This window comes from Martinezella lusitana (assembly GCF_010668395.1).
In the GTDB taxonomy this organism is placed as follows: Bacteria; Pseudomonadota; Alphaproteobacteria; order Rhizobiales; family Rhizobiaceae; genus Rhizobium; species Rhizobium lusitanum_A.
Genome location: NZ_WUEY01000009.1, coordinates 66,394 through 77,986, shown reverse-complemented (window position 1 = coordinate 77,986; position 11,593 = coordinate 66,394). Strand labels below are relative to the sequence as shown.

Here is an 11,593-nt window from a genome sequence, read left to right as displayed (position 1 = left end):
GAATTCATCATGAGCCGTCAAGAGATCAATCGTTCCGGTGAAATGGAAGTCTTTGTCCGTGCTGTTGAACTCGGCGGCTTTACCGCCGCAGCCACCGCCTTCCGCATGACGCCGTCCGCCGTTAGCAAGCTCGTCACGCGATTGGAAAAGCGCCTCGGCGCGCGTCTCATCAACCGGTCAACGAGGCGGCTGCAGCTGACACCGGAGGGTTGCGTCTTCTTTGAGCGCAGCGTTGCCATTCTTGCAGACATTACTGAGGCCGAGCGTCATGCCTCGGCAGGAGAGCAGGTTGCAGGACATATCCGCATCAATACCAGCGGCTCGTTCGGCAACCATGCATTGGCGCCGCTTGTTCCAGCCTTCATGGCACTTCACCCGAACGTTTCGCTTGAGATTTTCCACACAGACCGGATCGTCGATCTGATGGAAGAGCGCGCCGATGTGGCCATCCGCGCCGGGCCTCTGAAAAGCTCCAGCTTGACGGCCCGCAAACTTGGAGCGACGCGCAAGGTCATCGTCGCCTCGCCGAATTACCTGCAAAGGCACGGTGCGCCCCGCTCAGCAGCCGAGCTGGAGAAACATTGCCGCATCGGCTTTGCCTATTCCCGGGCAATCGAAGGCTGGCCGCTGCGCATCGACGGCGAGGTTGTGACAATCCCTGCAGCGCGGAGCCTGCAAGTGGGCGATGGGGAGGCCATGCGGCATCTCGCCCTTGATGGCGCCGGCCTCGCTCGCCTCTCCGCTTTCACCGTCAAGTCGGATATTGCGTCAGGCCGCCTGTTGACGGTGCTGGAGGATCTCAATCCCGGCGATGTCGAAGAATTCCACGCGATCTACATCGGCCAGGGCGGCCCCTTGCCGGCCCGTGTGCGCGCATTGCTGGAGTTCCTGCGCGAAAATGTACGTCTGTGAAAAAAGCGATGCGGCCGTTAAGGCCGCACCTGATTATTCGCAAACCTCAGTCGTCCAATTCGATCAGGCGGTCGGTTGGCGGGTCTTGCGCAGATAGGGCAATACGGTATCGAACGAGCCGAAACGGGTGATGGCATCTTCATTGGAGACGGCAGCCGTGATGATGACATCTTCGCCCTGCTGCCAGTTTGCCGGCGTCGCAACCTGATGCTTGGCCGTCAGCTGGATCGAATCGATCGCCCGCAGGATCTCGCCAAAATTGCGACCTGTGGTCATCGGATAGGTGAGAATGAGCTTGATCTTCTTGTCCGGGCCGATGACAAAAACGGAGCGAACCGTGGCATTGTCGGCAGGGGTGCGCCCCTCGGAACTCTCGCCGGCACCCGCCGGCAGCATGTCGTAGAGCTTGGCGACCTTAAGATCCTTGTCGCCGATCAGTGGATAATCGACATCGAAACCGGTCGCCGTCTTGATGTCGTTCTTCCAACGACCATGACTTTCGACCGGATCGACCGAAATGCCGATGATTTTAACGCCGCGCTTGCGGAACTCGCCTTCGAGGCCAGCCATCGCGCCCAGTTCTGTCGTGCAGACCGGCGTAAAGTTCTTCGGATGCGAGAACAGCACGGCCCAGCCATTGCCGATCCAATCATGAAACTGAACGCTGCCTTGCGTCGTTTCCGCCGTAAAATCCGGAGCGATATCGTTGATGCGCAAACTCATTGCCTTACCTCCAAAAGCCGCCGCGTTGCACGCCTGAAATGGCGGCCGAGGGCGGGATCAAAAAAATCCGCCGCACAATGGCGTCGAACGTTCAATATGAAAAGCCCCTCGTTTAAATGGAAGCTGCAATTGCCGTCGAAAATCCTTGCGGCCGGCGATGCCTGGTACGCGCCTTCAGCATTTCCAGGAAACCATAGCCGCTCGGCCACCGTCCGAACCCGCTGGCAATATTGATATGCCCGGCCAGGCCGATATTGCGAACATCGGTGTTCCACAGGCGCCCGAACATGGTGAGACGGTCAAGCCTCATGTAGATGTCGTTCAGGCTTCCGACCGTAATGCTGGGAAACGGCAGCGCTTCAGTCGGCATCGTGCCGAACGTGAGATGGCCGGCGTGAAGCGTCTCAGTCACCGGAATATCGCACGGTGCCACGAGGAGCGCCCCCTTTATCCTTCGCGCAGCCGGCCGCCTGGCCAATTTTGCCGTTAGCACACAGCCCAGGCTATGAGCGACGATATAGGCCTCGCCGGCTTCTTCCAACGCCGCTTCCAGCTTTGCCATCCAGCTGCCAAGATTGGGAAAATCCCAGTCGTCCTGCTCGACAAGCCGGACATCGGGATGATCTTTCAGCCAGTAGCGCTGCCAATGCCCTTCACCCGAACCGAACAGCCCGGGCACAATCAGCACTCTGGTCATGGGAGCCTCGCGACGATTAGTGCTGGAGAGCTCAACTCGCGACACGAAATCAATGGCGCATCCTTTCAGTACCAGGGCGCCGGTGTGGAGCACCAGTAATAGATCTCGTAGTCGCGAGCGGAGAGCTCCCGATCCCGCTCGTCGACGCCGATCCAATCAGTGGACGGGCTGCGAGGATCCGTCCGCTGCAACGCAGGTGCCGCAAAAATCGTCTTCAGGCGGCTGATGACATTCCACTTCATGTAACCCTCCATTCCGTTGACATATCCAAGACGGTCGCGCACGACCGCCATCAACCCTTCATTCTGCTGCCGCAAGCACCGTTACCGGATGCGGAAAGAAAGCGGCGAGTTCGCCGACAACCTCATTGATGCGGCCAGCGAGTGGTTCCGCCGAGACCTTGTAGTCTGTAAAGTCCCGATCCGACGCGTAGACGGCCGTCGGCAAGGTATGCGCCATGAAGAAGCCGAAAAGCGGCCGCAGTTGATGCTCGACCATCAGCGCATGCCTGTCTCCGCCGCCCGTCGCCGTGATGATGATCGGCTTGGCGCGCAGTTCGTGCGGATCGATGAGATCGATAAGGTGCTTGAAAAGACCGGGATAGGATCCCTTGAAGGTCGGCGAACCGATGATGAGAGCATCGGATGACACGATCTCATCGATCACGCCCTTCGCCTGTTCATCGAGATCCTTGCGCCACTGGGCAGCACCGAGCGAGGGACCAACATCGTGCAGATCGTAGACCCTGCTTTTAAAACCATAACGCTCGCTCGCCAGATCGGTAACAGTCTGGACGAGCGCGTAGGTTTTCGATGGCCGGTTGAAGCTGCCGGCGATACCGACGAGTTTGGGGGCGCTCATTCTCATCCCTTCAGAAGATAAAACACGTTTTCGATATCGCGAATATTGTCCACAAAAATAGTAGATTAAAAGAAACAGCCATCTCTCAGTTCGCCGGAAACGGAAATCTCTTTCCAGCAACGCAACCTCTCGGATGAGGCCTCACCTGACTGGTGTTGGACTGCAACTTGAGCTTCAACATATGTCGTAGCGTCACATTGCCGGCGTATTGCCAGACTGAAGTTGGAACAGAGGAGCCGGATCCCCGGCAGAAGGTTCGAGCGCACCGAATTGCGTCGTGATCACAACGACGAGCCTCGCTCTGAAGAGAGTTTTGCCAGCTCGCACCGCCTCGAATGACGGCCAAACAATTCCCAATGGCTGCGACCGTTGGATTGACAACAACCAACGGTCGGGCCGAGCAGAAGGGCGATCATCACATCAAGCAGCACGTCGCTTGATTGATACGCTCACTCACCATCAATCCCTGGCGAGTTTGCGGAAAACCAAAGCCCCGCCGAGCACGGCGATAAAAGCCAGCACCGCTGCAAACAGCGTTGCACCGAGCGAAAGGCCAACGGCGTCGATAATGAACCCTATCGCGACGGGCATCAAACCAGCAGGGATGTAACCGCCAATGTTGAGAACGGCGTTTGCTTCAGCTCTATGGTTGCCCGGCACATGCAGGCCGATAAGGGTCAGACCACCGAGTTGCCCAAGGCCCTGGCCGCTCCCGGCGAGAAGCGCCGCAACAATCAGCGTTGCGGCATTCGACGATGCCACCGCAAACGCAATTCCTGCCATGGAGAGGACCGTCGCCGTCGCCCCGCACAGCAAAATGGTGCGCACAGAGAACCGGCGAGCGGCGAACTGCACGCCTGTCGCGGCCAGGAACATGCAGCAGGCCATGCCTCCGGCGATCAGCGGGCTGGTGACGCCGAGAAGATGCGACAGCAAAGATGGCCCGAGAGCCAGCACGAAGGAGGTCGCGGTGATGCCAGGCCCGAAAACCGCAATCCCGAAAAGCAAGTGCCGACGATTGGCGTGTGGAACGCTCGGCAGGTGCAGCCGCCAGTTATGGTCGGCGGGCGTGCCGCGATGCGTCAGCGGCAGGGTCAGCGACACAACCAGCGCCGTCAGAAGAACGGCAAGTTCGACGGCAAAGATCGGGATCACGGCGTTTGCCAGCAACAAGGCGAGACTGCCCGCCAGCAACGGCCCGAGACCGGCGCCAAGAACCATGGAAACAGACGCGATCAGAGAAGCTTGGCGCTTGCGCTCCGGGCCACCGAGGTCAACCACCGCTGCCATGCCCGCCGACACGACAACACCGACAGCAACGCCTGAAAGGAAGCGCGCAACAATCAGCATGAGTACCGAATGCGCGCTGGCGAACAGCAGGCAGGCAAAGATCGCAGCCGCCAGCCCCGGCAAGAGTACCGGACGGCGCCCATAGCGGTCGGAGAATTGTCCGGCGACCAGCAGAGTCAGCAACAGGCCCAGGATATAGGCGGCGAAGATGACGGTCAGCGTCGACGATGAGAAGCCGATCGCCGCCTGCCATCGCACATAAAGCGGGGTGGCGGAGTTGGAGAGAATGAAGACCGCGGTGATGATCCAGGCGGCCGTCCACATTCGCCATGGCGAATGGGCCGTGATCTCGAAGGGCGAATGCGCGGTATGAGAAGATTCTAGCGACGACATAGGTGGTGGGCTCCGTGGGACAGTACGAATTAAATCGTACTTAGCATGGTTCGATTAAACTCGTACATATCTGTTCGACAAGAATCGTACTTGGTGCTACAAAGCACTCATGACCTTTGCGATAATCAGAACCGACCCCACTTCCGAGGAACTTCCGCCACCATTGCCCGAACCGGCGGCGGACGATTTACGTCTGGATGTCATCATGGGCGCGCTCGCTGACCCTTTGCGCCTGACCATCGTCCACAAGCTGCTTCTGGAGTCGGAAGCCTATGACCACGCCTGTGGATGGTTTGGTTTCGACCGGCCGAAATCGTCGCTAACGCACCATTTCAAAGTGCTGCGAGAAGCGGGGCTCATACGGCAGCGGCAATACGGCCTGGAGCGTCGCAGTCGCGTACGGAATGAGGATCTGGAGGCACGATTTCCCGGCTTGCTCCGCTTGGTAAAGGCATGGCATCCCGGAACGGCTGACGGCTGACGCGCTTCCAAAGACGGAGGCTCAAGAACGTTGAGGTCGAGCCACTACCATATCCATGGACGAGCAACGGGAGTTTCTCCATGGAGAGTACACTGGAGTTTCTCGCAGCTAGGAAGTCTGGACGTGAGACCCACCGGAATTGGCCTGCTGAGGTTAAAGCGCAAATCGTGTCGGAGACCGCTGCACTCACCGCTATTGTCAACGGCCACAAGCAGAGTCGAGTCGATGAGCTTTTGCCGTGGAATTATGCCACCCTCTCTCGCGTGCAAGGACAAAGCCAGAAGCAACCTCTTGTCGCTGGGCTCCAGCAAGGCGAATTTCACGCCGATACAAGTGGTTCAGACATCCCACAACAATGATGGGGCGCTATGCAGGTTGGTTTCAAAACGGGAATTTGCGTTGATCCTCACCGGTTAAATTGGGATGGAACCGCCGCACGACCCTTGGCTTGGACAGCCTGGTATCCCGCCGACGAGAGTTGGGTGGCTCACGTGCCATTAAAGAAATCATGGTTCCGGAAAGAACCCGTTGCCTTCAATGCACCCCCAGCTCGCTCAAACCAAGTGCCTCCCCTGGTTGTCCTCTCGCACGGAACAGGTGCTACGGGGGAAGCACTGGAGTGGCTAGGATTCCGGCTAGCTCAGCGCGGCTTTGTAGCGTTAGCAGTCAATCATCACGGCCACACAGGTTCTGAACCCTATCGCGCGGAGGGTTTCCTTTGCATGTGGGAGCGAGCAGTTGATCTTTCGGCTATCCTTGATGAGCCTAGTTGGCGGAGTTCATTGGGGGTTGAGACAGACGAACAGATTTTCGCTGCGGGCTTCTCGGCGGGCGCATACACGGCTTTATTATTGGCTGGAGCCCGTGTTGCATTCTCGCAGTTCGAGCCAGGCAACCCGGAAAAGAGTCCTGTCCGAGGCCCGCGAGAATTTCCAAACCTCGTCGACGAACTACCAAGACTATATGAGAACCCAGTTTTTCGGATGTCTTGGGATCGGCGGCGAAGTGACTTTTCCGATCCCAGAATCCGCGCTGTCTTCGCCATTGCTCCAGGCCGCTCCGTCTTGGGTTTTTCACCGGAAAGTCTTCAAGCGATCAACCGGCCTGTGTACCTGATAGGTGGTGACGGAGATAATGTCGCACCGCCCAAACAATGCTGTGAATGGCTATCACAAAATATCCCTCGCTGTAATTTTGAAGTTTTGGGCGGAGGTGTCGGCCATTACACTTTCCTTCCAGAAGGGTCGGCAATTGGCCATGAAGCCGCGCCTGAACTGTTTATCGATCACGAACGGCTAAATAGAACTGTCGTCCATGATGATGTTGCGGGAAAAGCTGCAGAGTTTTTTGCCAAAGTGTAGCCCTGCTCAGGGCAGCGATCACCGATCATTTCAGTCAAGGTGCGACCGGCACCTCGCTTACGAGGTGCGGCTTCTCACTTCTGATGAAGTGGAGAAGCTTCTTGCATTCGTCCGTCCCGTTGAAGGCGCCCGCCTCCATGCTTGTGTCTAGCGCATCCTTTTCCGACTCTGCCATCAGCGCCAGTTTCGCGATGCAGCTCACGGTGTCGGCGTCGAAGAAGCGGACTTCGGATGACTTCGTCGATAGCACGATGACTTTGCCATCGATCTCGTTTCCATCATTGTCTACCCTCAAGCCTGCGCAGCAAAAATACAGGGCGTTCAGCGGATTCGACGTGACGCTGAGGAGCCGTGTCGACAGCCCGTAGCACTGCGTCCTCACCAGCTTGTCGAGCATATACTCGTCGCTCGAGAATGCGGTCTCCTGCGCTGTCAGGAGCTCCCGGGAGATCGTCTCCCTCCTGCCAGAGGTACCGCCATTCGCTCTAGTTTTTGCGAAACAGCGATGGGATCACCTATGAGCGCGACACTTGATGCCATTTCGTCCATGATCGATCGTACCTTGTAACCGAGTATTACTTTCGCGCTGGCGCCGCCTTCTCCGGTTACAAATGATTAAACTGGTCACATGTCCAAGCCGCATCAAAGCACCGCACTGCGGTCCTCACGGCGTAATATTCTTGAAACGTACGCCGACACCGCCGCCATTTTTAGGAATAAACTCTATCCCTGCGGCTTCCAAAGCCAACCGAATGGCTGTTAAGTTTGCATTTGTGATAGGCGGAATACCATCCTCAACTTCGGCTCGGCTCACTGTCGCAACACCAACGCCAGCTGCGTTTGCGAGATCTTTTGCGCTCCAGCGGATTAGCGCACGCGCCGCCCGCAATTGAGCTCCGGTGATTTTGTTGACATCATATGATTTCGAATTGATCAATTTTGTCTCTTGTGATATTTAGTACGTCGCTTGAGTCTGAAGCTCAGTCTTGAAAGAGCCGAGGCCAAGTAAACTGCGGCTGCACTCAGTGCTAGGAACACCGAATGCAGCCTAACCACAACCAAGCTTAGTGGAGCTCGGATCATGGCTGATTCTGAGAATAGCAGAAGTTTGTCTGCAAATACCCGCCTAAACATTCTGTCATACACCACAGATTTTCTAGCCCGAACAGAACATCGCGTTGGAGACGATCCCAATGCTGATTCGACCTTGGGAACATGGTGGGCGTGGAATGAGGCGCATCGCGAGTTTACCATACTATGCCATCTGCAACAGCGCCTCGAGGTCCAGCTGACGGAGACCATCGGTTTTCCCGTCATAAAAATCGACGTTGCTGGAAAGGTCGATCCCATCGCCGTGCAAAGCGAGGCCGAGATTGAATATTGGCTCAAAGGCGATGATCTGGCTGAAGCCCGGGATAGGGCAAAAGATGCCTTGTCGGCGCAGCTCAGTCGCTGGACTAAAGGCTGCAGCGTTACGGGATATACACAAGCTCGAGAAGCCGAAAGCGTAGCCGCCGATCGCGAGTGTGCCCTGGCAGCAGACCTGTGGGATATGCGAGCGCACTCCATCGAAGGGGTGATTGCCAAGTTGCACGTCGTTCTCACCATGGGGATAGCATCACCCGATTGCGACGAGTTCCCGTGGCCGCCGCTGCGCTCCGTGTTGACAGATCTGCTGGCAATGATCAAAACCGAGACCCCTAGCCTTCGGGCGATTGCCTTATTAGGTCCTCAACGGTGACCTAGAGTGCTGTGGCAAGCTTGATCATGTTCTCGTATGTTGGTGAATGTCTGCAACATTCGTAGTCGCTTATCACCGTCCAATGGACCTCGACCAAGAAGGCAAGCCCTTCCTGGCTCAGCTCTCGGGCGTTTCGAAACCTCACCAGATTTCGTGCAAAAGTACCTCGAGCATCCGTTCGACCACTTATTGCGATCTGCAGAGTATTCATCCACAGAGTATACACTACAAAACGAAAGTTTCTCAGCTATCGCCATACAGTATAAGACGACAATGACGACATGGCTGAGCGGCATATTGAAGACCTTTTTACCGGAATATGCCGCGTCGCTCCAATCCTCATGGTTCTCCCCGACGGCGAAAGCATGGATGCTCGAACCTTTCATGAATCGAGTTGACAACTTGGGTATGGAACTCCGCTGAAGCCATGAGCGAGCAAGAAAGAGTGACCTTACCAAAAGCTGCTCGTCGCTGAGGATGCTCGTTCGAAGGGCTCTGCATTCTATCCGAGAAGCTGGATTCACGTCGCCCGGAGAGACTGGCCATAGACAATATGCCACTGGTGCCAGTCATATGATATGCCGCAAAGCAACCTGCAGTGCGATCCCACGATGGACGATCCGGAGGTCATGCAATCATCTGACCGATATTTCCAGCTGCTTTTGTCATAACTGAAAACTGTGTTGGTAGGTAATCTGGCAGGCTCCGGCATCAAATCTGTCTCAGGTATTAGATCAGCTAATCATATTTTAAATAAGGCTTATAAATTGACGAAATCCGATTATTTGCGAATCTTCTCCCATCGGTTGGCCATTACAACAGCAATGTGACTTTGGTAAAACGGGCCATTGTAGACAGCTCGTTCCCGAATTCGATCCTGCATTGCAAGAGGCAGCCACGGGAATAGGAGGATCGCATGGCCACGTCGCAGCCAGGCGCAAATCGGAATCGTCAAGAATCTGCTCAAAACCGCACACACATTATGGTGCCGTGACTTGCGGCCTTTTCATCCGAATTGCCGGCACGCGCTAGCAAGCTGACTTTCACACACCAGCAGCTCGGCCCATTACGATCAAGACACTTCTCCGACGATGGATAGCGCCCGCAACTAGCAGGAAATCACATGCAAGATTATATTGTCGAGGGATTCGTCCATGTTGACAATTCGCTTCTGTCCCTCAAGCACATATGCAACCGCATAAGTCAACTCTGTCAGTCGATCTCCCGTGACGACGTTGATTGGCTTATCAATTTCGGTGAAGGAAACGCAATTCTCAGACCAGGAGACAATAAACTGCTGTTTCGCATTTCCACGCAGGACATCCTAATTTTTTATGGCATTCAAACCATCATCGAGGGAAGTCTTTCGGACCTACCTAAAATTTTGACAGATGGCATTGAGTGGATACCCGGAACGGAAATTCCATTCGCCACGACAGGAGTTTGATTGGCAAAGGTAAGAATGGATGAAGGCATGCCAGTTCCATTCCCTCCTGCACAAATTCAGTTGAAGCCCAAAGATCAACCGTCTGCTAAAGTGTGCCCGCTTGCAATAGATTGCTTCCTTGCGGCGGATCAGAGCAACGGAACATTCTCCATCTTCATAGATCACCGCCAATAGTCCGGAACTGTCGATACGGTCGAACTCGCTACGCTAAATTCAATCTCCCGCAATCTATCCGATCAGATCCCTTTCACCGCGCTGCCACCGGCGCCAACCGCCGCCTGCGCTTGCCGATGAACCAGCCGGCGGCGATCAGGATAATGACAATGGCAATCCCGACCAATGTTGGAAGAATGAACGGTTGAACGGTTGCGAGGATGGGCTTCGGGCCACCCGTCCGGGCCATCGCGACGTCGTCGGGTGTCACATTCGCCTGGGAGTTTCCGAAATTCTGCAGCACGTAGTTGGACAGATCCGCGATCTGCCGATCCGTCAAAGGCGTCACGTAAGACTGCTTGCCGAAGCCCGGCATCAGCACTTCCTTGCCATCGACCTCCCGATCGATGCCGTAAAGGATCACAGCCACGAGGTTGGCGGGCCGGATCGAACCCGTTGCCGTGTTGTGGAACAAGGATGGATAGGCCTGATCGTCGCTGCCAGCCCCGTTTGGCTGATGGCAGCTGGCGCAATAACCGCTGTAAAGTTCCTTGCCGCTTGCCAGGCTGTCATGCGCTGTCGGTGGATAGGTGCCGCGAATGCTGTCCTCGTCGCTATGCGGGGAGCCGAATTCGTAAGCAGCCCGCTCCTCAGTCTTGTCTCGGATGGGATCTGTGCTTTTCAAGTAGGCCGCGATCGCGGCGAGATCGCTCTCAGGCAAATATTGCAGGCTGTTCTGGACAGCTTCTGCCATGCCACCGGCCGCCTGGTTCTTCCCTTTGGCATGCCCGGTACGCAAATAGGCGACCAGTTCGTCCGGCGTCCAGCCGCCGATACCACTGACAGGATCGGAGGTGATATTCGGCGCATACCAGGGGCCAACGAAGCCTCCGGCAAGTGCTTCGCTTTGAATGGCCCCCATCAGGGCGTTTCGCGGCGTGTGGCAGGACGTGCAGTGCCCAAGGACATTGACGAGATATGCGCCGCGATTGATCTCGGCACTGACGCCTGCAACTGGAGTAAAAGGTGTCGTGCCGGCATAGAGCACGTTCCAGAACGCCATGGAGAAACGCAGGTTGAACGGAAACGGCAGCGCCGTCTGCTCTTTTGACACCTCGTCCACCGGTTCGACGCCGTGCATGAAGTAAGCATAAAGCGCGTGCATATCTTCGTCGGTGATGCCCGCATAGGAATCATAGGGCATGGCCGGGTAGAGATGGGCGCCGTCCTTGCGGATGCCCTGGCGAACGGCGCGGGAGAACTCGGCCTCGCTATAGCCGCCAATGCCCGACGTCTTTGACGGAGTGATATTCGTCGAGTAGATCGTTCCCAAGGGAGAGACGATTGCATAGCCGCCTGCAAAAGGCTTGCCCGTGCGCGGCACCGTGTGGCATGCCATGCAATCAGCTGCCGTGGCAACAGCATGCCCCCTTTCGACGAGTGCCGCATCGGTAAGCGTCTGTGCCTGCGCACTGGAGCCAATTGTGCCAAGAGCGGAGACTATCGAAACGACGAGAGATGATATCCTCATGGT

14 protein-coding genes are annotated in these 11,593 nt (G+C 56.3%); 6 read left to right on the top strand and 8 right to left on the bottom strand.

Features of this window, described 5'->3' with window-relative positions; all coding sequences use genetic code 11:
* Positions 1-9: 9 nt before the first annotated feature.
* Positions 10-912 carry a LysR family transcriptional regulator gene (locus tag GR212_RS20010; protein WP_163988634.1) on the top strand — a complete coding sequence of 301 codons (903 nt, stop codon included), beginning with the start codon at positions 10-12 and terminating at the stop codon, positions 910-912.
* A gap of 63 nt (positions 913-975) precedes the next feature.
* Here GR212_RS20010 and GR212_RS20005 read toward each other — a convergent pair whose 3' ends face one another.
* The 5 genes from GR212_RS20005 to GR212_RS19985 all read right to left on the bottom strand — a co-directional run bounded on the left by GR212_RS20005 (position 976) and on the right by GR212_RS19985 (position 4,876).
* The gene (locus GR212_RS20005) at positions 976-1,635 is read right to left on the bottom strand and encodes a peroxiredoxin (RefSeq protein ID WP_163988632.1); all 660 of its coding nucleotides are present in this window, start codon (positions 1,633-1,635) and stop codon (positions 976-978) included.
* Positions 1,636-1,747: 112 nt separating this feature from the next.
* Entirely contained in the window at positions 1,748-2,332 is a 585-nt protein-coding gene (locus GR212_RS20000; protein WP_163988886.1) for an RBBP9/YdeN family alpha/beta hydrolase, read from the bottom strand.
* A gap of 65 nt (positions 2,333-2,397) precedes the next feature.
* Positions 2,398-2,574: a hypothetical protein gene (locus GR212_RS19995; protein ID WP_163988630.1), complete on the bottom strand. Its 177-nt coding sequence runs from the start codon at positions 2,572-2,574 to the stop codon at positions 2,398-2,400.
* Between the two features lie 58 nt (positions 2,575-2,632).
* The gene (gene msuE / locus GR212_RS19990) at positions 2,633-3,193 is read right to left on the bottom strand and encodes an FMN reductase (protein ID WP_163988628.1); all 561 of its coding nucleotides are present in this window, start codon (positions 3,191-3,193) and stop codon (positions 2,633-2,635) included.
* Positions 3,194-3,652: 459 nt separating this feature from the next.
* Positions 3,653-4,876, bottom strand: a complete 1,224-nt coding sequence (locus tag GR212_RS19985) for an MFS transporter (RefSeq protein WP_163988626.1) — start codon at positions 4,874-4,876, stop codon at positions 3,653-3,655.
* Positions 4,877-5,039: 163 nt separating this feature from the next.
* On the opposite strand from GR212_RS19985, the gene GR212_RS19980 reads away from it, so the two are divergent.
* The 3 genes from GR212_RS19980 to GR212_RS37610 all read left to right on the top strand — a co-directional run bounded on the left by GR212_RS19980 (position 5,040) and on the right by GR212_RS37610 (position 6,718).
* Entirely contained in the window at positions 5,040-5,357 is a 318-nt protein-coding gene (locus GR212_RS19980; protein ID WP_246725830.1) for an ArsR/SmtB family transcription factor, read from the top strand.
* A gap of 80 nt (positions 5,358-5,437) precedes the next feature.
* On the top strand, positions 5,438-5,716 hold the full coding sequence (locus GR212_RS19975) for a transposase domain-containing protein (RefSeq protein WP_163988622.1): 279 nt from the start codon (positions 5,438-5,440) through the stop codon (positions 5,714-5,716).
* A 9-nt stretch (positions 5,717-5,725) separates the two neighbouring features.
* Entirely contained in the window at positions 5,726-6,718 is a 993-nt protein-coding gene (locus GR212_RS37610; protein WP_163988620.1) for an alpha/beta fold hydrolase, read from the top strand.
* A 34-nt stretch (positions 6,719-6,752) separates the two neighbouring features.
* Here the strand turns inward: GR212_RS37610 and GR212_RS19965 are convergent, their stop codons facing one another.
* On the bottom strand, positions 6,753-7,115 hold the full coding sequence (locus tag GR212_RS19965) for an FRG domain-containing protein (RefSeq protein ID WP_246725828.1): 363 nt from the start codon (positions 7,113-7,115) through the stop codon (positions 6,753-6,755).
* A 267-nt stretch (positions 7,116-7,382) separates the two neighbouring features.
* The gene (locus tag GR212_RS19960) at positions 7,383-7,655 is read right to left on the bottom strand and encodes a helix-turn-helix domain-containing protein (RefSeq protein ID WP_163988618.1); all 273 of its coding nucleotides are present in this window, start codon (positions 7,653-7,655) and stop codon (positions 7,383-7,385) included.
* A gap of 144 nt (positions 7,656-7,799) precedes the next feature.
* Between GR212_RS19960 and GR212_RS19955 the strand changes: the two genes are divergently transcribed.
* Both GR212_RS19955 and rctB read left to right on the top strand, forming a co-directional pair.
* Complete coding sequence (locus GR212_RS19955; RefSeq protein WP_163988616.1) at positions 7,800-8,459, top strand: hypothetical protein; 660 nt, start codon at positions 7,800-7,802, stop codon at positions 8,457-8,459.
* Positions 8,460-9,582: 1,123 nt separating this feature from the next.
* Positions 9,583-9,906, top strand: a complete 324-nt coding sequence (gene rctB / locus GR212_RS19950; protein WP_163988614.1) for an SMa0974 family conjugal transfer regulator — start codon at positions 9,583-9,585, stop codon at positions 9,904-9,906.
* A 247-nt stretch (positions 9,907-10,153) separates the two neighbouring features.
* Here the strand turns inward: rctB and GR212_RS19945 are convergent, their stop codons facing one another.
* Entirely contained in the window at positions 10,154-11,590 is a 1,437-nt protein-coding gene (locus GR212_RS19945) for a cytochrome c (protein ID WP_163988612.1), read from the bottom strand.
* Positions 11,591-11,593: the final 3 nt, after the last annotated feature.